Source organism: Halomonas sp. V046 (assembly GCF_052645355.1).
In genome coordinates this window covers 1-20093 of record NZ_JBQXYF010000020.1, presented here as the reverse complement: position 1 = coordinate 20093, position 20093 = coordinate 1, and the positions used below count along the sequence as shown (strand labels likewise).

Genomic DNA, 20093 nt, shown 5'->3' with positions numbered 1-20093 from the left:
CATGCCCCCCATGCAGCCGCTCATGCGGCCACCTGTACTACCGTGAGCGCCGCCGGCCAGGCGCCGGCGAGTCCTGCGCCGCGGCCGCCGTCCTGAGCGTTCTGACCATCAGGTCGTACAGGCGATCGACAGCCACCGAGCGTCGCGATGCTTCACTGCGATACACCGCCACTTCCATCGGTTCAAGCGGGCCCAGGCCCTGCTCGCTGCCAAGAATGTCGAGATGGGAGGGAGCGCTGCACTGGGTCAACACCGCGACGGCAAGGCCACTCTCCACGGCGGCAATCTGCCCTGCCAGGCTCGAACTGTTGTACACCACTCGATAGCGACGCCCCTGCAAGGCCAATGAGGTAATGGCGCTGCGCTTGGCGAGGCTCGTGCTCTCGTACACGGCGATGGGTAGAGGATCGCGCCGCCACACCTGGAACTGGGGAGCCCCGACCCAGACCATGGGCTCGTAGAACAGCAAGGTGCCATGCCGGGCGCTATCCCGTGACACCAGCGCCAGGTCCAGATCGCCGCACCTGACCCGGGGAATCAACGCGGTCGATTGCTGACAGTTGAGTTCGATTTCCACCGCGCCATGATGCGGTGCAAACCGTTTCAGCACCGGAGTCAGGTACTTGGCGGCATAGTCATCGGGAACGCCGAGGCGAATGCGACCGGTCAGCTCTTCGCCGTGGAACGCGGCCAGGGTCTCGCCGTGCAGGTCAAGCATTCGCCGGGCGTAGCCCAACAGCGTTTGTCCTTCGGCGGTGAGCTGGTGCTGGCGTGGGCCGCGGATGAGAAGCTGGCAGTCCAGCGCCGACTCCAGTTTTTTCAGCTGCATGCTCACCGCCGACTGAGAGCGGTGAACCTGCGGGGCGGCCGCCGACAGGGACCCCGCATCCACCACCGCCACGAAGCACTTGAGCCAATCCACCTGAAGATCGGGGTTCGTCATCGAGCGTCATCCACTATCCGGTTAACGAATACCTTTCACTTGAATTATGCGTTTTCCTATACCGCCTGGCCAGGGCATAGTGCCCGACGACAGGTTGAGCAGGAGAATGGCCCATGGCCCATGCCGCAGCACAGTTGCATCGTCTCGATCGTCCACTGGTGTGGCACGGCTTCAAGCAACTGACACCGATTTCGTTCTTCGTCACCGCCTTCGGCGCGGCTTTCGGCCTGGCCGCCACACAGGCGGGCCTGGACGACTCGACCGTTCTGGTGATGAGCACGCTGGTCTTCGCCGGTGCCGCCCAGTTTGCCGTTCTGGATCTGTGGGGAGCGCAGGTACCGCTTGCCACCTTGTTGGTGACGGTATTCGCGATCAACGCACGCCACCTGCTGATGGGGGCCAGCCTGTATCCCTGGCTACGTCAGCTCGCGCCGGGAGAACGCTATGGCGTGATGCTGGTGGCCTCCGATGCCAACTGGGCCATGTCCATGCAGGCGTTCCGGCGCGGCCAGCCAGGCTTCGGACTCCTGCTCGGCGGCGGCCTCGCGCTGTGGTCGTTCTGGGGCTTCGGCACCTGGGTCGGCACCTACTTCGGCAATCGGCTTGGCGACCCCGAAACCCTGGGACTGGATATGGTGATGGGATGCTTCTTGCTGGCCATGGTCATCGGTGGCGAACGCAACTGGCTCCTGCTGCTCATCTGGACGACCGCCGCCGCCGCGTCGTTGCTGGCGTACCGGTATCTCCCGGAGAACAGCCACGTCGTCGTAGGGGCACTGGCAGGCGCCATCGCCGGAACCGATTGGAGGGCACGAGACCATGAGCGTTGACACAACGGGGGCGGGCCCTCTCGCGATCGTGATGGCCATGGCGATCGTGACATTGGCGACCCGCTGGGGAGGCACCTACGTGATGTCCTTCGTGCCGATCGGCGATCGCGTTCAGCAATTTATCCACGCGATGTCGGGCTCGGTCCTGGTGGCCCTGCTGGCCCCCATGGCCGTGAGCGGTGACAACGGCGCACGACTCGCGCTACTGACGACAGCTATCATCATGCTGACGCTGAAAAAGCCGTTACCGGCCATCGCCGCAGGAATAGTCGCGGCGGCCCTGTTCCGGCAACTATAGCGAGTCGCAGCAGCCTTGTTCACCGACACGATGCCTCGCCTGCGTCGACAGAAAGCCCCCATCGATACCGATGGGGGCGTGCACACAGCGCCAGGCCCGTGATCTTGCGCTGAGGATGAGGGTGAGGGAAAAAGCCACGAGAGATCGCTTCAAGCGTCACTCGTAAGCCATTTCTTCGAGCTCACGCCCGCGGGTTTCCTTGACGGCCTTCATCACGAACACCACCGAGCAGGCGGCGAAGAACGCATAGACACCATAGGCCCCCGCCAGGCCAATGCCGGCCAGCATGATCGGGAACGACATGGTAATGACGAAGTTCGCCAGCCACTGGAACAACCCCGCTATCGCAAGCCCGGAGCCGCGCACCTGATTGGGGAACATCTCGCCCAGCATGACCCACATCACCGGTCCCCAGGAGACATTGAAGAACAGCACGTAGGCATTCGCAGCGAGCAGCGCGATGATCCCCATATCGTCGGACAGCGACAGCTGGCCGTCGACCCGCACGGCGGTCGAGAACGCGTAAGCGACGATGCACAGGGTCAAGGCCATGCCGACGGAGCCCGCCCACAACAGCGGCTTGCGGCCGATGCGATCGACCAGCGAGATGGCGATCAGGCAGGCGCCGATGGATACCGCCCCGCTGATGACGTTGATCAACAACGCATCGCCTTCCGAGAACCCGACCGCCTGCCACAGCACGGCGCCGTAGTAGAACACCACGTTGATACCCACCAGCTGCTGGAATACCGCCAGGCCAATGCCGACCCAGACGATCCGATGCACACGCCCGGTGGTGGAATTGATCAAGTCGCGCAGGCTCGGGGCGTGATCCTTCGCCAGGGAAAGGCGAATGGCGTCCGCCTTGGCGCGCCCTTCTTCCTCCCCCATCAGGGTCGCGAGCACGCGCTCGGCCTTCTGCTGGTTACCGCAGCTGATGAGAAAACGCGGGCTTTCGGGAATTCCCAGCAGCGCCAGAAAGAACACCGTGGCCGGGAACATTTCGATCCAGAACATCCAGCGCCACGCATCGAAGCCGAACCACAGCGTCGCCGTCGAGGAGCCGGCCAGCTTGGCCAGGGCATAGTTGCTCAAAAAGGCAATGAATAGCCCCGAGATGATCGCTACCTGCTGGATGGTCGCTAGCCGACCACGGTTTTCCGCCGGTGCCACCTCGCTGATATAGGCTGGGGTCATCACGCTGGCGGCACCCACCGCGATTCCCCCCATCACCCGGTAGATCACGAACTCGAGAGAGCCGCCGGAAACACCAGAGCCCCAGGCGCTGATGAGAAAGAACAACGCCGAGACGATCAGTAGCGAACGACGGCCGAAACGGTCGGCCAGGCGGCCGGCGAAGAAGGCCCCGACCGCGCACCCCAGCAGCATCGAGGCGACGTTGAAGCCGGTCCCCACGCTATCGGACTGAAACGACGCCTGTAGCCCATCGACGGTACCGTTGATGACCCCGCTATCGAAACCGAACAGAAAGCCGCCGATGGCGGCGATACAGCAGATGGCAAAGATGTAACGCTGGCGCTTGAGCTGCGCCAGGCGGTGAGACGTGTCGGCATGCATGGTAGATCCCCGTTGTTATTGGTGAGGTTGATAGACAGGGTTGTAGTGCCACTTGCATTCATCGGTGCTTGCATCAGCGCGTTTATCAACGGGCTACGCCACGCCGCCGTACCGCGCCCGGTATTGCCAGACTTACAGCCAGTCCTACAGCCAGCCTGCATCGACCCAATAGTTGTGTGCGGTGCAGGCAGCAGCGGCGTCAGACGCCAGGAACACCACCATGGCGGCGATGTGCCGAGGGTGGATGCGCACCTTCAGCTTCTGTTCGGCGATGATCTGGGCCTCGTCGGCCTCGGAGTACCAGCGCGACTGGCGCGGCGTCTTGACGTTACCCGGCACCACGCAGTTGACGCGGATCGCGTCTGCGCCGAGCTCCCGGGCGAGCCCACGGGTCAGGCCCTCGATGCCGGCCTTGGAGGTCTCGTAGAGCGCAAGGCCAGCCTGCCCCAGGTGCCAACTGATCGACCCCATGTTGATGATCGCGCCACCTTCTCGGCGCGCCATGCCCGGCGCCACCGCCTGGCTGGCGAAGACCAGGTGGCGCAGGTTGACCGCGATGCGCTCGTCGAAGTAGTCCGGCGTGATGTCGGCCAGGCTATGACGATCGTCGTTGGCCGCATTGTTGACCAGCACATCGACGTCACCGATGACGTCGAGGACCGCCTTGAGCGCCTCGACATCGGTCAGGTCGCAGTGGTGAAAACACACGCGGGCAGCACTGTGCTCCGTCAACCGAGCCGCCAGCGCCTCGGACGGCTCATCACAGATATCGAGAAAGTGCACCTCGGCGCCCTGCTCAGCGAAGGCGGTGACCAGCCCCTCGCCGATGCCGGAGCCACCGCCGGTGATCACCACGCGTTTGTCGGCAAGCCCCGGGTAGAGGGCGACGGGAGGTGACGCGGATGGATGCATGGACGCTTGTCTCCTGGTGACATTGACTCGGTTCGACGGACCGGAGCGGTTACGGCGATGACGCCATGGGAGCGGCTCCGATGCCCGGGTCGGTACGCGATTGGTCGATCGTTTTAGTTAGTTATCTTTACTAATTATCGAGTATTGACGATACGCCATTCACCCGCCATTGCACTTAGGTCTATTCTCTTCGCCCTATCGACTGTCCCTGAAACCCTTTAATCCGGTGCAATAACGTCGAGATACGCCGGAAGAGTGCCGCAAAAATGCCAGAACAACATGCCATCTCTCGTCGCCAGTCGCCCGCTCCAACAGGAGGGCACTCCGCCGCCATTAATATAGTATTTTAACTAATAACCCCCATGTGTCATGGCGCAGACCCCGGCACGGGGTTCTTGATAGACTAGCGTCGTCCAACGCCACCGCCCGCCTGCCAGGAAGCCCACGCGATCATGACGTCAGTGCCTCGCCAACCCGCCGGTGACCTCGGCTTTTTAAAGCAGCTCAATCGTAATGCGGTGCTCGAGACCCTGCGCCGGACCCCCGGACTCACCCGCGCCGAGATCGCCCAGCAAGCCAGCTTGACCAAGGTGACGGTGGGGGCCGGGGTCCAGGCGCTGCTGGACGATGGCTGGCTGAAGGAAGGCGAACCGGTACGCCGCGGTGGCGGCCGTCCTGGCCGGGCGTTGTTTCTCAACGAGGCACGCCATGCGCTGATCGGCGTCGAGATTGGCGTACACGGCCTGCACGCCATGGCCTGCACCCTCGGCGGAGAGCGACTCACCGAGCGTCACGAAGCGTTGGCCCCGACCACACCGGAGGCAACCATCGACAGGCTGGCGAGCCTGCTGGAGGAGATGCTCATGGCACCCGTGATGCAAGGTCGCGAGCTGCTGGGGCTGGGCCTGGCGGTTCCCGGGCCCACCTCGCCCGGCCGGCGCCGCCTAAGCCTGGCGCCGACCCTCGGCTGGCGCGATGTGGCCCTGCTCGATATGCTGCGCAGCCGCCTGCCACGCCTCGGCGGTCACTGGTTGATGGACAACGAGGCCAAGGCAGCGGCCTTCGGCGAGCTTTACTTTCGCGCCGAGCCCGGGCCCGCGCCGGGGTCGCTGCTCTATGTCAGCGCGGGCTCCGGCATCGGCAGCGGTCTGGTCGAGAACGGCACGCCGCTGCGGGTCATTCGCGGCGTTCACGGCCTCGCCGGCGAAGTCGGCCACACCGTGCTCCAGCCGGGGGGGTTGTACTGCCATTGCGGCAATCGCGGGTGCGCCGAGACCCTGGTCAGCGGTTGGTCGATTCGCGCCGCCCTCGGCATCGACGAGCACCTGACGCTGGAACAGGCCGTCACCGACCACCCGGATCAGGATCGAGTGGCCGTCACCCTGAAACACGCCGGCGACGCCCTCGGCATGATGCTGCTCAACCTGCACCACACCCTCAATCCCGCGGAGATCGTCATCGGCGGCTCGCTGACTCGCCTCGGGCCGGCGCTGCTGGAACCGGCGCTTGCGCTGTTCGAGGAGCAGCAGAATCGGCTACTGCCGGAGGCCTCGCGCATCGTGCCACGCATCCTCGACGACAGCCGACTGGTCGCGGCGCGCGGGGCCGCCGCCGAGGTGCTGTCCTGGGTGCTGTCGGAGCTCCCCGTGACAGCGGCCCACGACCGCCTGTGAGAGCGCATCGCCGAGGCGCGTCCACGGCTTCCATCGGGTCGCAAACCGGTTCTTCCTGGCCGGCCGTCGGTAACAGGCTCATCCTGGCAGGCCGTCGGTAACAGGCTCTTTCGGGCCGGCCGTCGGTAACAGGCTCTTCCTGGCAGGCCGTCGGTGACAGGCTCTTTCTGGCAGGCCGTCGGTAACAGGCTCTTTCTGGCAGACAGCCCCCGAGACCAGCAGTGTGAGCGCCTGGCGGGCGAGAAGGCAGTCCCAGCGGGTTCGCTGGCGAGGGTCCCGTGGCAATGACGCGGCACATCGGCGCCGCGTCAGGCGACCAGGCAGTCGACATCGTCGCCCTCACCGCCCTCCAGCACGTGCGTTCCGACGCTAGGCGCGCGCCCGCCGGGTCTGCTTCCAGCGATCGAACATCACCGCCAACAGCAGAATCGCGCCACGCACCAGATACTGGTAGAACGTCGGCACATTGAGCAGGCCCATGGCGTTCTGCACGCAGCCCATGATCAGCACCCCCACCAACACGCCGGTGATGGAGGCGATGCCACCGGACAACGCCACGCCGCCGAGCACACAGGCCGAGATCACCGCGAGTTCCAGCCCCAGCGCCGTGTTCGGATCGCCGAGCCCCATGCGTGAGGTCAGCAGCACGCCGGCGATGCCGGCGACCACGCCCTGCAGGCCAAACACGATGATCTTGAGGCGCCGCACGTTGACCCCGGCCAGGGCCGCAGCCTCGGGATTACCGCCCGTGGCCAGCACATTGCGGCCGAAGGCGGTCAGGTTGAGCAGTACGCCGAAGATCACGAAGCAGGCGATCATCGCCCACACCGGCAGGGTCAGACCGAGAAAGGAGGCGCTGCCTAGATCGAAGAAGGCCGGCACGGTGATCATCACCGCGTCGCCGCCCGAGGTGATGTAGGCCAGACCGCGGACGAACTCCATCGCCGCCAGGGTGGCGATCAACGAGTTGATGCCGAAGCGAGCCACCACATAGCCGTTGAAGGCCCCCACCACGCCGCCGGCGGCGATGCCGCCCAACACGCCGATGAAGACGCTGCCCGAGGTGGTGGTGATCACCGCCGCCACGACTCCGGTGAAGGCCACGATCGAGGCCACCGACAGGTCCACCTCGCCCAGCGCCAGCACCAGCATCATGGTCGTGGCGATGGTGCCAATCACGGTGACCGACAACAGCAGCCCGACCATATTGCGACTGGTCAGAAAGTCGGGGATCAATACCGACAGACCGATGAACAACAGGATGAAGATCGCGATCAGCCCGGAGGTATCGAGCAGCGTGCGCAGCGGTTTGGCCAGCCCTTGCCGGCCCTTGGGGCGAGGTGTCGTGGTCGCCTCGCCATCGGCGATTCGTTGTGTCGTCATGGTAGGTCCCTGTCAGGAAGCACGCGCGGTGAGTGCGTCGTGTTGTTGTTAATAGTGATGGTGATGCCGATCGAGCGCCTAGGCCGCGATCAGGCCGGTAGCGCCAGGCCCAGCAGCCGCTCCGGCGTCGCGTCACGGCGCTCGACGATGTCGACCAGTTCGCCATCGCGCATCACGCCGATGCGATCACAGATCGCGCTGATTTCGGCCAGGTCGCTGGAGATCACCACCACGCCCTTGCCCTCATCGGCCAGGTCGTAGAGCAGCGAATAGATGTCACGACGAGCGCCCACATCGATGCCCCGGGTCGGCTCGTCCATCACGAACAGCTCGATACGCTCCGACAGCCAGCGCGCCAGGATCACCTTCTGCTGGTTTCCCCCGGACAGGGTACCGATGCGAGTCCGGGCGTCCGGCGTCTTGATGCTCAGGCGCGAGATGAAGTCGTCGGTATTGGCGATTTCGCGCCGGGCATGGCGCATCCAGCCAAAGCGCTTGAAGAAGCGGCGGCAACTGATATTGAGGTTGTCCGAGACGCTGGCGATGGGAAAGATGCCCTGGGACTTGCGGTCTTCGGGGCACATGGCGATGCCCGCCTGGATGGCATCGGCCGGGGTAGCGAAGCGTCGATCCTGGCCCTGGAACACCACCCTGCCCGCACTCGGCGACGCGACGCCGCAGACCAGCCGCATCAACTCGCTACGCCCGGCACCGACCAGCCCGAACAGGCCAAAGACCTCACCACGCCGGACCTCGAAGCTCACCGGTGCATGCAGCCCGTGGCCTTCCAGGCCATCGAGCCCCAGCAGCACCTCGCCAGGCTCACGGCTGCGATAGCCATAGACGTCTTCGATGTCGCGGCCGACCATTTCGCTGACCAGGATGTCGTGATCGAGACCGTCCATGGTCTCGTGGGTGCGGATATGCCGCCCGTCGCGGAACACCGTGACGGCATCACACATTTCGAACACCTCCTCCATGCGATGAGTGACGTACAACACCACTCGACCCTCGTCGCGCAGGCGCTGGACGATGCGTTTCAACTGCCGTGTTTCCTGCACCGACAGGCTGCTGGTCGGTTCATCGAAGGCGATGATTCGCGCATCACGCAGCAAGGCACGGCCGATCTCGATCATCTGCTGCTGGCCGATCGACAGATCCCTGACCTTGGTCGACGGGTGCACCGCGCCCTCGCCGAGATCATCGAGGATCGCCCGGGCACGCTCGTGCAGCCGACGCCGATCGAGCATGCCGTGACGCTCGGGCAACTGCCCGAGCAACAGGTTCTCCGCCACCGACAGATTCGGCGACAGGGTCAGCTCCTGGTAGATGATGGCGATGCCCTGGGCCAGGGCCTGACGGGCATTGCTGAATACCTGGCGCTCGCCGCCGAGCCACAGCGCCCCGGCGGTCGGCTGGTTGACCCCGCTCAACACCTTCAACAGCGTCGACTTGCCGGCGCCGTTCTCGCCCATCAGGGCGTGGACCTCGCCGGCCCGGGCCGAAAAGCTCACGCCGTCGAGGGCACGCACCCCGGGAAACTCCATGGTGACGCCATCGACGTCGAGATACGGCTTGCCAGAGCGCGTGCCAGACTCCTGGCCAGGCGTGTCCGCCCGCTCAGGGAAGGGCATCGGGCCGGTATCAGAGACCGAGCTCATCGCGTACCGCCTCCCAGTTGTCGCGGGTCATCAGGGTGCCCGAAGTTTCCACGTTGGCCGGCGGCTCGACGCCTTCCGCGACCCAGCGGTAGAGGTTGTCGGCGGATTCACGCCCATGGGATGTCGAACTGACCGCCACGGTGCCGTGGAAACCGGTCGGCGTTTCCCGGGAGAACTCGGCGAAGGCGGCGCCGGAGCCGTTGATGCCGACCCCGATCACGTCGGCGGCGGCCAGCCCATACTGCTCGGTGGCACGCACCCCGCCGAGCACACTCTCTTCATTGAGCGCATAGATCACCCAATGCTCGAAGTCGCCGTTCTTGGAAATCACCGGCGAGGCGGCGGAGAAGGCGCTGGCCGTATCGGTGTTCTGCTGGGGCGCATCGAAGATGTTGGCCTGCGGCAAGCCACGCTCGGTCAACGCCTGGGTGGCGCCGTCGGTGCGCTCCTTGGCCGTCGGCAGTTCGTAGTTGGTGATGCGTAGCGCCGCCACGTCTGCCGGGTTCCAGCCCCTGGCCTCCATCTCGTCGGCGATGGCGTTGCCGACCTGCTGGCCGATCTTGATCCCGGACATGCCCAGGTGTGGCACTCCTGCGATGGGCGCTCCGTCGGCGCCGACGAAGCGATCATCGACGGTAACCACCTTCATGCCGTACTGGTTGGCCCGATTCATGATCGCCGGACCGAGGCGCACGTCGGGTGGGCAGATGACGAAGCCATCCGCGCCCTGGGAGTTGAGATTATCGATGGCGCTGAGGACCTGCTGACCGTCTTCGCCGGCCAGGCGTACCACCTCGAAGCCCTTCTCCTCGCCGAGCGCCGTGGCGGCATCCTGCTCATTGATGAACCAGGCCTGCTCGGGCTTCTTGACGATGAAGCCGAGCGTCACCTCGTCCTGGGCAACGGCGCCCACACTGACCCCGAGGGTCAGGCCGGCGCCGAGGGTAACGGTGGCTAGCAGGGAAATCGGTTTCATCACATGCTCCTGATTGGCAGTCTTTGTTGTTAGCGCGCTTCCAACATCCCGGGGCTCGGCGATGACAGCGCCGAGCCCCGGGATGCCCAGGCTCTATGCCTAACCTAAGCCGAAGCCCAAGCCCAAGCCCAAGCCCAAGCCCAAGCCCAAGCCCAAGCCCAAGCCCAAGCCCAAGCCTAAGCCGGCAAGTCATAACCGACTAATAGCGTTATTCGCCAAATGCCATCACCATTTAGATATCACTAACCCCTGTTGCGGCTCGAGGTCTCGGCGCACGCGGCCACGGCGCACACCGGGTTGCGACTAAAGTGCGTCGTCCAGTGCCAATGTCATCCGGCACACCGGGCCTCGGGTAGCGTTTTCCCCGTCCGTGACGCCATCGCGACCGCCCCTTAACGCGAAGACCCCGGACGAGGGTCCGGGGTCTTCGCCCTGGGGTGGGCCTGGGGTGCTGCCAACGTGGCAGGCCGAGACGGGGAGATTACCGGTCGCGGGTGGTGAACCGATAGCGGGTGTGGCTCGCGTAGGTGTCGCCTGGCTCAAGCAGCGTCGAGGGGAAGTTCGCCTGGTTCGGGGAGTCCGGAAAGTGCTGGGTTTCCAGCGCCAGGCCCCCACGCTGCTCGTAGGCCTGGCCGGATTTTCCGATCAGGCTGCCATCGAGGAAGTTGCCGGAATAAAACTGGATACCGGGCTCGGTGGTGAAAACCTCCAGCACGCGTCCACTCTTTGGTGCCTCGACCCGCGCGGCCAACACCAGCTCGTCGTCGCTCGACCCGCCGCGGTCGATGACGAAGTTGTGGTCGTAGCCGCGCCCGCGCTCGAGCTGCGGGTGGTCGGCCTCGATGCGTTCCCCGATGGCGGTGGCCGTGCGGAAGTCAAACGGCGTCTGCGCGAGCTTGCGAACGTCACCGGTGGGGATCAACCCTTGGTCGACCGGCGTGAAGGCGTCGGCGTTGAGCATCAGCCGGTGGTCGAGAATATCGCCCTGCCCCTCGCCCTCCAGATTGAAGTAGCTGTGCTGGGTCAGGTTGACCGGCGTGGTGGCGGAGGTCGTGGCACGGTAACGGATATCGAGGGCGTTGTCGGCGGTCAGGGTGTAGCGCACCTCGGTGCTCAGGGTGCCGGGGAAGCCCTGATCGGCGTCCGGACTTTGAAGCGTCAGCACTAGACCAACGCCGCTTTCATCAACGAACGGGGCGACCTGCCACAGGCGGCGATCGAACCCCTCATTGCCGCCATGGAGCGTGTTGTCGCCGTCGTTCGTCGGCAACTCGAAGCGCTCACCGTCGATGCGGAAGCTACCGCCGGCGATGCGGTTGCCATAGCGGCCGATCAGGGCGCCGAAATAGGGGTTGGCCTCGCGGTAGGCATCGGAGAGGTACCCCTGCAAGGAGGGAAAGCCCAGCACTACGTCGTCGATCTGGCCATCGGCGTCCAGGACCTTCAGCGAAACGATGATGCCGCCGTAGGGAATCACGGACATCTGCATGCCGTTGGCGTTGTCGAGGTGATAGAGCGTCACTTCCCGACCATCGGGTAGCTCCCCGAAGCTCGAGGTGGAGATCTGTCCGCCGGCCATGAAGGTATCCTTTTCATCGGGCGCGGTGGCTGCCTGAGCCGCCGAGCCGACCGCCATCAGTGCCACGGCTACGGCACTGAGCCAGTGGGGTAAGTGGGATAAGCGACGTAAGCCGGCCACGTCGACCACGCCGAAGGCACGACTGGCCGCGGCGCCGGACGCCCGGTGGCGGGGCGATCGAAAGGTGTCGGCGCAGCGGCGTGACGACCGAATGACGCGAGGATAAGCCATGGAGTCTCCTTGATTCCAACGCCGAATGCGGCGTGAGGGTGAGCGCCACAAGCGGCTAGACGCGAGCGCTGAGGCCGGTCGGCCGCGACCGACACGGCAAGCGCAGGAGCCAGCGCCGAGCGACGCATCGTCCCATCCGGCGCCACCTCGGCACCCGCGCGGCCTGGGCTCCTGCCCTGACCCTAGACAGCCGCCACCTTAACCGCTAATACTGCACGACGAACAAACCCATACTCATCTGGTTATCACCTAATGCCTCGACTCGGCCCCCACGACGACCTGGGCCCGGACTGGTTTCTCGACGTCCGACTAAAGTGCCGCCATTTCGAGCTGTTCGTTGCCCTCGACGACCAGCGCAATCTGCACCGTGCCGCCACCACCCTCGGCATCAGCCAGCCGGCCGCCTCCAAGCTACTGGGCGAGCTCGAGCAGCGCCTGGGGGTGCGGCTTTTCGAGCGCCACTCCCGTGGCCTGGATCCGAACTGGTATGGCGAGGTCATGGTCCGCCATGCCCGCGACATGCTGTCGTCACTGCAGCGCACCGGCACCGAGCTCAACGCGCTGCGCCACGGCAACGCCGGCACCGTGACGGTAGGTACCGTCATGGATCCGGCGGTAACGCTACTGACTCAAGCCCTGGAAGCCACCCGCCGGCGGCTTCCAGGGCTCAAGGTCAGCGTCGATGTGGACGTCAGCCAGGCGCTGATCGTCGACCTTCTGGACGGCCGACTGGATCTGGCGCTGTGTCGTATTCCGGCGGGCTTCGATGCGGGCGACTTCGTGTTCGAGGAGATCGGCGAGGAGGCGATCTGTGTGGTCTGTCGGCGCGATCATCCGCTGGCCCAGGAGGCGTCGCCTGACCTCGCCGCCATGCTCGAGTACCCGTGGTCGCTGCAGCCCGGCGGCGCGCTGATGCGTCAGCGCTTCAATTACCTGGTGACCTACCACGGCCTGGTGCCGCCGACGCAGATCGTCGAGACCTCCGACATCCTGATGTCGCTGGCCCAGGCGGCGGCGACGGACACCTTGACGGTGACCACCCGCAAGGTGGCGGAACTGCTGTGTGACCCCAAGCGCTATTGCCTGCTGCCGACCCGGGAGCCGCTCAGCGTTCAACCCTATGGCCTGGTCACCCTGCGCGAGAAGCGCTTGTCGCCGGGGGCCGCGGCCTTGACCACCCAACTGCGCCAGATTATCCAACAGCAACGCGACGCCTGACGATGACTGACCGCCCCCGGCACGACGCCCAGGCCCGGCCCGATCGCTCCGAGGGCTGAGAACCCAGGAACCAAGGGATGCGGACCGAGAACCGAAGGCCGAGACGGCAGGCGCCAAGCACCCAGGGCAGCGGCGACGCCTCGACGCCGCTCCTGCCGCACTGGCCAGCCGTCGGCTATTCGACGAACGCCTCGACCACACGGCGGTGTCCCAGCAGCATCGCATCGGCCAGATGGCGCAGCGGAGCCACGTCGACGTCGCTGTCGCCGCGCGTCAGCAGGTCGCAGAAATGCGCGTAGACGCCCTGGTACTCCCGCTCCGGTTCATCGATCACGACCGCACCATCGATCACCAGACGCGCGCCGCCCCCTTCAAGCTTGAGGGTGCCGCCATCGGTATCGATACGCAGGTCCCAGCGCGGTGGGTCTTCGTGGCGAAAGTCGAAGTCCGCGTCCACGGCGACACCCGCCGCGGTACGAAAAGCGAGCTTCGCGGCGATCGGCGTCTGGCAGTTGAGCGGGACCTCGAGAGCGGCGCGCTTGAGAAAGAACGGCGCCGGCAGCAGATGCGTCGCGATCGACAGCGCATTGATGCCGGGATCGAAGACGCCCATGCCGCCGGCCTCCCATATCCAGTCCTGGCCGGGATGCCACACGCGCACGTCTTCGTGCCAGTCGATGGCGACAGCCGTGACCGTCTTGCCCTGGAGCCAGTCGAACGCCGTCGCGATCCCCGGAGCGAAGCGCGAGTGCCAGGCGGCGAACAGCACCGCGTCACGCTCGGTGGCGAGCGCCTTCATGTCTTCGATCTCGGCCAGCGTCGCCCCCGGCGGCTTCTCCAACAGCACCGCCTTGCCGGACTCGAGTGCCTGTCGCGCCAGTTCGTGACGCAGGTGGGTCGGCGTACAGATGGCGACGGCATCGAGCCCCGGCTGCCCTTGCAGCATCGCGGCCAGGTCCGGGTAACTCGCCACACCGGCCACCGAGGCCGTCGGGTCGGCCACCGCGACAAGCTCGAGCCCGGGCGTCGCCGCGATGGCCCCCAGGTGCTGATCACGCACGATCTTGCCGGCCCCGACGAGCCCTATGCGATATACGCTCATGCCACTCTCCTGCCAGCCCTAAGAATCGCCCCGCAGTCTACCGGCGCCCCGCGCGGGTCGCCAGCAGGTGCGGGGCCTCGATGCAGTTAGGTGGACCACGGCGACGGCCTCGTGCGGCTTGACCTGTCGGGCAGCGCCGTGGCCTGAAGGCCTTTCGCCAGCCCAGCTCCAGATTCAGCTCCAGACTCAGATCCTGGGACACCGCCCACCGGGCGGCATCCCGTGACCAGCCACTGCCAGGCGCCTGTCAGTGGTTGTCCCGGGGCGGACTGACGCGTGCCACGTCGCGGTAGCGATCGGCACCACGCAGCGTCATGCCGCGATCCAGCGGCTCAATCAGGCTGCGCTGAATCTCTTGCCACGGCGTCTGGTGGGCCGGATACGGGTAGCCGCCGGTCGCGTCCAGGCGCCGGCGACGGGCATCGAGCGTGGCCTCATCGACCATCAGCATCACCTCGCCACGACCCAGATCGACCCGTAGCCGATCCCCGGTTTCGAGCAGCGCCAGGGGCCCCCCGGTGGCGGCCTCCGGGGAGGCGTTGAGGATCGAGGGCGAGCCGGAGGTGCCGGATTGGCGGCCATCGCCGAGACACGGTAACGAGTCGATACCGCGGCGAATCAACGCCTCGGGGGGCTGCATGTTGACCACTTCGGCGCCGCCGGGATGCCCCACCGGCCCCGCGCCGCGCATGACTAAAATGGTGGTCGCATCGATCTCGAGCGCCGGGTCGTCGATGCGCGCGTGATAGTCCTCGGAGCCATCGAACACGACCACTCTCCCCTCGAAGGCATTCAGATCGTCTGGGTTCTCGAGAAAGCGCCGACGAAAGTCAGGCGAGATCACGCTGGTCTTCATCAGCGCCGACTCGAACAGGTTGCCCTTGAGGTTAAGAAATCCGGCATGGCCGATGAGCGGATTGTCGAAGCGCCGGATGACCTCGTCGTCCAGGGTCCCGCGGCCCGCCAGGTTCGCCGCCAGTGTCTGGCCATTGATCGTGATGACATCGCCGTGGAGCAGTCCCTGGCCGAGCAGCTCCACCGCCACCGCCGGCACCCCGCCGGCACGGTGGAACTCCTCGCCAAGATAGGCCCCCGCCGGCATCACGTTGGCCAACAGGGGGACCCCGTGCCCGAGGCGCTGCCAATCGTCGTTATCCAGCGCAATGCCGGCATGTCGGGCGATGGCATTGATGTGCACCGGGGCATTGGACGAGCCGCCCAGCGCCGAGCACACCACCACCGCATTCTCGAACGCCTCGCGGGTCAGGATATCCAGCGGCCGAAGATCCTCCCAGACCATCTGCACGGCGCGCTCGCCGGTCTGGTAGGCGACCATGGAGCGCTCCTTGTAGGGCCCCGGTATCATCGCCGACCCCGGCAGGCTCATGCCCAGGGCCTCGGCCATGGAGTTCATGGTCGAGGCGGTGCCCATGGTATTGCAGTGGCCGACCGAGGGCGCGGAATCCGTGGCCCGGGACAGGAACTCGGCGTAATCGATATCGCCGGTCGCCAGACGCTTTCTCAGCTCCCAGATCACGGTGCCGGAGCCGACTCGCTCGTTGCCCCGCCAGCCATTGAGCATCGGACCGCCAGACAGCACGATGGCGGGGATATTCACCGTGGCCGCCGCCATCAGACAGGCCGGTGTGGTCTTGTCGCAGCCGGTGGTCAGCACGACGCCGTCCAACGGATAGCCGTGAAGCACCTCGACCAGCCCGAGGTAGGCAAGGTTGCGGTCCAGCGCCGCGGTGGGCCGGCGCACATTTTCGTGGATCGGGTGAAGCGGAAATTCGAACGCCACGCCGCCGGCGGCACGGATGCCGTCCTTGACCCGCTTGACCAGCTCGATGTGGTGGCGGTTGCAGGGCGTAAGGTCCGAGCCCGACTGAGCGATACCGATGATCGGCTTGCCCGAGGTCAGCTCTTCAAGGGTCACGCCGTAGTTCATGTAGCGCTCGATACACAGCGCCGTGGTGCCAGGATGCTCGGGATTGTCGAACCACCAGCGTGAACGCAACTGGTCGAGGGTCAGACGAGGGCGATCGGTCATATCGGTCTCCAACAAGAGGTCGCGAGCGGGCTCGCGACCGGAGCAATCAGGTGGGCGGGCTTGTCGGCCCGTCAGGGTATCGGCTAGGCATGCCTACCCGGCTAGCGTAGCCCCTGACTGGCCAGATCGGTCGCGAGCCCAGGCGAGATGCACGACAAGGCCAGGACGGTCCTCGATGACGGGCGTCGCGTCGCCAGTGCCCGGGGCGAGCGGCGCCCTCGACCGACCGAGAGTACCAGGCCCGCGACGGCGTGCCCGCCCCAAAACACGGTGCCGGCCCTAGTGAGAGTGGCGCGGCACATCGGCGCCACGGCAGCCGACCAGGAAGTCGAAATCGCAGCCTTCATCGGCCTGCAGCACGTGCTCGATATAGAGCTGGCGATAGCCCCCTTGGCTGGCGATGCGGTTCGACGCCGCCCGCGGGTCGCTCTCGGCGAGGCGCGACGCCAGCTCAGGCTCGTCGATCTCGAGGTTGAGCTTGCCGGCGTAGGCATCGAGCTCGATCCAGTCGCCGTTTCTTACCGCCGCCAGCGGCCCCCCCGCCGCGGCCTCCGGGGCCACGTGCAGTACCACCGTGCCATAGGCGGTGCCACTCATGCGCGCATCCGAGATGCGCACCATATCGGTCACGCCCTTGGCCAGCAGCTTCGCCGGCAGGCCCATGTTGCCGACCTCGGCCATGCCGTGATAGCCGCGCGGGCCGCAGTGCTTCATCACCAGCACGCTGGTCTCGTCGACCTCGAGCGCCGGATCGTTGATCCGCGCCTTGTAATCATCGAAGTCCTCGAAGACCACCGCGCGACCGCGATGACGCATAAGCTCAGGGCTCGCCGCCGACGGTTTCAGTACCGCCCCCTTGGGCGCCAGGTTGCCGCGCAGCACACACATGCCGCCGTCTTCGACCAGCGGATCGTCGAGGGCACGGATCACCTGGTCGTTATACAGCGGCGCGTCCTGGACGTTCTCCCACAGGGTCTTGCCGTTGATGGTCAGGGCGTCCTTGTGGGGCAGCCGGTCGGCTTCGCCGAGGCGCCGGAGCACCGCGGGCAACCCTCCGGCGTAGTAGAACTCCTCCATCAGAAAGCGCCCCGAAGGCTGCAGGTCGACGATGGTCGGCGTGCCACGACCGACGCGGTTCCAGTCATCGAGTTTGAGCTCGACCCCCATGCGCCCGGCGATGGCCTTCAGGTGAATGACCGCGTTGGTCGAGCCACCGATGGCGGCGTTGGTACGAATGGCGTTCTCGAAGGCCTTTTTGGTCAGCACCTTAGACAGCGTCAGATTCTCGTGGACCATGTCGACGATGCGGTTGCCCGACAGGTGAGCGAGCACATAGCGACGCGAATCGACCGCCGGAATCGCCGCGTTATGCGGCAGCGAGACGCCCAACGACTCCGCCATGCAGGCCATGGTCGACGCCGTGCCCATGGTGTTGCAGGTGCCCGCCGAGCGCGACATGCCGGCCTCGGCGGACATGAACTCGTGGATCGAGATCTCGCCGGCCTTGACCTGTTCGGAGAGCTTCCAGACCACGGTGCCGGAGCCAATGTCGCGGCCTTCGTGCTTGCCATTGAGCATCGGCCCACCGGTGACCACCAGGGTCGGCAGATCGCAACTCGCCGCGCCCATCAGCAAGGCCGGGGTGGTCTTGTCGCAGCCCACCAGCAACACCACCGCGTCCATCGGATTGCCGCGAATGGCCTCCTCGACGTCCATGCTGGCGAGGTTGCGGGTGAACATCGCCGTGGGGCGCAGGTTCGACTCGCCGTTGGAGAACACCGGGAACTCCACCGGATAGCCGCCGGCCTCCAGGATGCCCTTCTTTACGTGTTCGGCGAGCTTGCGAAAGTGCGCGTTGCAAGGCGTCAGCTCGGAGAAGGTGTTGCAGATGCCGATGATCGGCTTGCCCTCGAACTCATGATCCGGGATGCCCTGGTTCTTCATCCAGCTGCGGTACATGAAGCCGTTCTTGTCGGCACTGCCGAACCACTCGGCACTACGCAATTTCGTCGCGCCAGCGGCCTTCTGGCCACTGGCATGCGGCTCGTTGGATGCATCGTTGCGGTCGTCGTAAGACATGGCCCTGGGTCCTAAAAAGAAGAGTCCTGAGAATACGTCCTGGACCGTTGCGCGAGACGTCCTGAACTGTCCTGAACGATCGAGGAGCGATAGCGAGCGCCATCGGCGATGTCGCCGACATTACGACGACGGCCGGAGAAAGTACACACATACGAAAGTATATGTTGAACATATAGGCATCATGGGCAACATTAGCGCCACACCAACAGCACACATCCCACTACAACAAACAACCTCCATGACGGGAGACACACCATGTCACGACTCATCCCCGCGCTCCTGCTTGGCACAACGGCCACGCTGATGGCGGCCGGCAGTGTCCAGGCCGCCGACTACGAATGGACCTTCCAGGCCTCCGAGACCGCCGGCGAGCCGAGCTTCAAGGTCAAGCAGGAGTGGGCCAAGCGCATCGAGACCATGACCGACGGCCGCGTCGCCATCGAGGTGCTGCCGATCAACGCCGTGGTCGGGCCGACCGAGACCCTGCAGGCGGTCAGCGCCGGCATCCTCCAGGGCCACATGACCGACCCGAGCTACTTCTCGGGCCAGGACCCGGCCTTCGGCATGCTGGGCAACCTGGTCGGCGCCTGGAACAACCCCTACGACTTCCTCGAATTCATGAAGAACGCCGGCGGCGAAGACCTCTACAACGAGCTGGTCGAGCCCTACGGCGCTCACCTGATCGGTGCCGCCACCTTCCCGCTCGAATCGATCCCGTCGACGGTCGCGATCGAATCCCTCGACGACTTCCAGGGCCTCAAGATCCGCGCCCCCCAGGGCATGGTGTACAACATCTTCGAGCGCATCGGCGCGACGCCGGTCAACCTGCCCGGTTCCGAGGTCTACACCGGGCTTGAGAAAGGCGTGATCGACGCCGCCGACTCGACCGTGCTGTCGAACAACGACGCCCAGGGCCTGCACAGCTTCGCCCCCTACCCGCTCTACCCGGGCTTTCATTCCATGCCGATGATCGCGGTATCGATCAACAAGGACATCTGGGACGGACTGCCCGACGACCTCAAGACCACCCTGGAAACGTCCTTCGACGCCATGGCCTACGACCTGATCGCGCGGCTCAAGGCCCAGGACATCGAGACCCTGGCCCGCCTGCAGGAGGATCCGGAGGTTCACCCGTTCGACCTGCCCCAGGAAGAGCGCAAGAAGTTCCGCCAGGCCGCCGAGCAGGAATGGCAGGAGTGGGCCGGCCTGAACGAGATGACCCAGAAGATCTACGACTCCGCCACCGCCTTCCTGCGCGCCCGCGGACAGCTGTAAATCGAATGCCAAGCCCCGGCCCCGGGTATCGGGGCCGGTTTTCGTCCGTTCCCTGAATCGACGCCGCCAGCAGGCGGCGTGGAGCCACCATGACCTCGACACCCTCTGCTCCGCCCGGGGCACCCCCTGATCCCGTCAACACGCCCCCCCAAGCGCCGCCAAGCAAGGCCCCGGATCCGATTCGCAGCGGCTTCGACCGGATCGTCGTCGCCGCGGCACGCGGCGCGGCCTGGCTGGTGTTCATCGCCATGGCGATCAGCGTGTTCGAGGTCATCATGCGCTACGGCTTCGACTCGCCGACCTCC

Annotated in this window: 15 protein-coding genes and 1 pseudogene; 6 read left to right on the top strand and 10 right to left on the bottom strand. The window is 65.6% G+C overall.

Going from position 1 to position 20093, the window contains the following annotated elements:
* Positions 1-37: 37 nt before the first annotated feature.
* Positions 38-943 carry a LysR family transcriptional regulator gene (locus ACUN9Y_RS20605; protein ID WP_445462613.1) on the bottom strand — a complete coding sequence of 302 codons (906 nt, stop codon included), beginning with the start codon at positions 941-943 and terminating at the stop codon, positions 38-40.
* A gap of 113 nt (positions 944-1056) precedes the next feature.
* On the opposite strand from ACUN9Y_RS20605, the gene ACUN9Y_RS20600 reads away from it, so the two are divergent.
* Positions 1057-1773 carry an AzlC family ABC transporter permease gene (locus ACUN9Y_RS20600; protein WP_445462612.1) on the top strand — a complete coding sequence of 239 codons (717 nt, stop codon included), beginning with the start codon at positions 1057-1059 and terminating at the stop codon, positions 1771-1773.
* On the top strand, positions 1763-2071 hold the full coding sequence (locus tag ACUN9Y_RS20595) for an AzlD family protein (protein WP_445462611.1): 309 nt from the start codon (positions 1763-1765) through the stop codon (positions 2069-2071). Before ACUN9Y_RS20600 ends, ACUN9Y_RS20595 begins: the two co-directional genes overlap by 11 nt.
* 156 nt (positions 2072-2227) lie before the next feature.
* Here the strand turns inward: ACUN9Y_RS20595 and ACUN9Y_RS20590 are convergent, their stop codons facing one another.
* Together ACUN9Y_RS20590 and ACUN9Y_RS20585 are read right to left on the bottom strand one after the other, a co-directional pair.
* Positions 2228-3649, bottom strand: a complete 1422-nt coding sequence (locus ACUN9Y_RS20590) for a sugar porter family MFS transporter (protein ID WP_445462610.1) — start codon at positions 3647-3649, stop codon at positions 2228-2230.
* A gap of 144 nt (positions 3650-3793) precedes the next feature.
* Positions 3794-4561, bottom strand: coding sequence for an SDR family NAD(P)-dependent oxidoreductase (locus tag ACUN9Y_RS20585; protein WP_445462609.1), 768 nt, complete (start codon positions 4559-4561; stop codon positions 3794-3796).
* A gap of 452 nt (positions 4562-5013) precedes the next feature.
* Here ACUN9Y_RS20585 and ACUN9Y_RS20580 point away from each other — a divergent pair, with 452 nt between their 5' ends.
* Entirely contained in the window at positions 5014-6234 is a 1221-nt protein-coding gene (locus tag ACUN9Y_RS20580) for an ROK family protein (RefSeq protein WP_445462608.1), read from the top strand.
* Between the two features lie 369 nt (positions 6235-6603).
* On the opposite strand, the gene araH is transcribed toward ACUN9Y_RS20580, so the two are convergent.
* The 4 genes from araH to ACUN9Y_RS20560 all read right to left on the bottom strand — a co-directional run bounded on the left by araH (position 6604) and on the right by ACUN9Y_RS20560 (position 12064).
* Positions 6604-7617 carry an L-arabinose ABC transporter permease AraH gene (gene araH / locus ACUN9Y_RS20575; protein WP_445462607.1) on the bottom strand — a complete coding sequence of 338 codons (1014 nt, stop codon included), beginning with the start codon at positions 7615-7617 and terminating at the stop codon, positions 6604-6606.
* An 89-nt stretch (positions 7618-7706) separates the two neighbouring features.
* Positions 7707-9251: an L-arabinose ABC transporter ATP-binding protein AraG gene (gene araG / locus ACUN9Y_RS20570; RefSeq protein ID WP_445462643.1), complete on the bottom strand. Its 1545-nt coding sequence runs from the start codon at positions 9249-9251 to the stop codon at positions 7707-7709.
* Positions 9252-9261: 10 nt separating this feature from the next.
* Positions 9262-10254, bottom strand: a complete 993-nt coding sequence (locus ACUN9Y_RS20565; protein WP_445462606.1) for an arabinose ABC transporter substrate-binding protein — start codon at positions 10252-10254, stop codon at positions 9262-9264.
* Positions 10255-10735: 481 nt separating this feature from the next.
* Positions 10736-12064 carry an aldose epimerase family protein gene (locus tag ACUN9Y_RS20560; protein WP_445462605.1) on the bottom strand — a complete coding sequence of 443 codons (1329 nt, stop codon included), beginning with the start codon at positions 12062-12064 and terminating at the stop codon, positions 10736-10738.
* Between the two features lie 252 nt (positions 12065-12316).
* Here ACUN9Y_RS20560 and ACUN9Y_RS20555 point away from each other — a divergent pair, with 252 nt between their 5' ends.
* Positions 12317-13282 (top strand): LysR family transcriptional regulator, encoded by a 966-nt coding sequence (locus ACUN9Y_RS20555; RefSeq protein ID WP_445462604.1) that lies wholly within the window; start codon positions 12317-12319, stop codon positions 13280-13282.
* A gap of 175 nt (positions 13283-13457) precedes the next feature.
* On the opposite strand, the gene ACUN9Y_RS20550 is transcribed toward ACUN9Y_RS20555, so the two are convergent.
* The 3 genes from ACUN9Y_RS20550 to ACUN9Y_RS20540 all read right to left on the bottom strand — a co-directional run bounded on the left by ACUN9Y_RS20550 (position 13458) and on the right by ACUN9Y_RS20540 (position 18513).
* A complete protein-coding gene (locus tag ACUN9Y_RS20550; RefSeq protein ID WP_445462603.1) occupies positions 13458-14384 on the bottom strand; it encodes a Gfo/Idh/MocA family protein in 927 nt (308 codons plus the stop codon).
* A gap of 247 nt (positions 14385-14631) precedes the next feature.
* The gene (locus tag ACUN9Y_RS20545; RefSeq protein ID WP_445462602.1) at positions 14632-16434 is read right to left on the bottom strand and encodes an IlvD/Edd family dehydratase; all 1803 of its coding nucleotides are present in this window, start codon (positions 16432-16434) and stop codon (positions 14632-14634) included.
* Positions 16435-16713: 279 nt separating this feature from the next.
* On the bottom strand, positions 16714-18513 hold the full coding sequence (locus tag ACUN9Y_RS20540) for an IlvD/Edd family dehydratase (RefSeq protein WP_445462601.1): 1800 nt from the start codon (positions 18511-18513) through the stop codon (positions 16714-16716).
* Positions 18514-18768: 255 nt separating this feature from the next.
* Here ACUN9Y_RS20540 and ACUN9Y_RS20535 point away from each other — a divergent pair, with 255 nt between their 5' ends.
* Positions 18769-19788 (top strand): TRAP transporter substrate-binding protein, encoded by a 1020-nt coding sequence (locus tag ACUN9Y_RS20535; RefSeq protein ID WP_445462600.1) that lies wholly within the window; start codon positions 18769-18771, stop codon positions 19786-19788.
* A gap of 89 nt (positions 19789-19877) precedes the next feature.
* Positions 19878-20093 (top strand): annotated as a pseudogene (locus tag ACUN9Y_RS20530) (TRAP transporter small permease subunit); the annotation flags it as partial.

Bases quoted from the DNA above. Each gene is read 5' to 3' on its own strand.
- ACUN9Y_RS20590 (WP_445462610.1), bottom strand. From the start codon at position 3,649: ATGCATGCCGACACGTCTCACCGCCTGGCGCAGCTCAAGCGCCAGCGT.
- ACUN9Y_RS20595 (WP_445462611.1), top strand. From the start codon at position 1,763: ATGAGCGTTGACACAACGGGGGCGGGCCCTCTCGCGATCGTGATGGCC.
- ACUN9Y_RS20560 (WP_445462605.1), bottom strand. From the start codon at position 12,064: ATGGCTTATCCTCGCGTCATTCGGTCGTCACGCCGCTGCGCCGACACC.
- ACUN9Y_RS20545 (WP_445462602.1), bottom strand. From the start codon at position 16,434: ATGACCGATCGCCCTCGTCTGACCCTCGACCAGTTGCGTTCACGCTGG.
- araG (WP_445462643.1), bottom strand. From the start codon at position 9,251: ATGCCCTTCCCTGAGCGGGCGGACACGCCTGGCCAGGAGTCTGGCACG.
- ACUN9Y_RS20565 (WP_445462606.1), bottom strand. From the start codon at position 10,254: ATGAAACCGATTTCCCTGCTAGCCACCGTTACCCTCGGCGCCGGCCTG.
- ACUN9Y_RS20585 (WP_445462609.1), bottom strand. From the start codon at position 4,561: ATGCATCCATCCGCGTCACCTCCCGTCGCCCTCTACCCGGGGCTTGCC.
- ACUN9Y_RS20555 (WP_445462604.1), top strand. From the start codon at position 12,317: ATGCCTCGACTCGGCCCCCACGACGACCTGGGCCCGGACTGGTTTCTC.
- ACUN9Y_RS20550 (WP_445462603.1), bottom strand. From the start codon at position 14,384: ATGAGCGTATATCGCATAGGGCTCGTCGGGGCCGGCAAGATCGTGCGT.
- araH (WP_445462607.1), bottom strand. From the start codon at position 7,617: ATGACGACACAACGAATCGCCGATGGCGAGGCGACCACGACACCTCGC.
- ACUN9Y_RS20600 (WP_445462612.1), top strand. From the start codon at position 1,057: ATGGCCCATGCCGCAGCACAGTTGCATCGTCTCGATCGTCCACTGGTG.
- ACUN9Y_RS20540 (WP_445462601.1), bottom strand. From the start codon at position 18,513: ATGTCTTACGACGACCGCAACGATGCATCCAACGAGCCGCATGCCAGT.
- ACUN9Y_RS20535 (WP_445462600.1), top strand. From the start codon at position 18,769: ATGTCACGACTCATCCCCGCGCTCCTGCTTGGCACAACGGCCACGCTG.
- ACUN9Y_RS20580 (WP_445462608.1), top strand. From the start codon at position 5,014: ATGACGTCAGTGCCTCGCCAACCCGCCGGTGACCTCGGCTTTTTAAAG.
- ACUN9Y_RS20605 (WP_445462613.1), bottom strand. From the start codon at position 943: ATGACGAACCCCGATCTTCAGGTGGATTGGCTCAAGTGCTTCGTGGCG.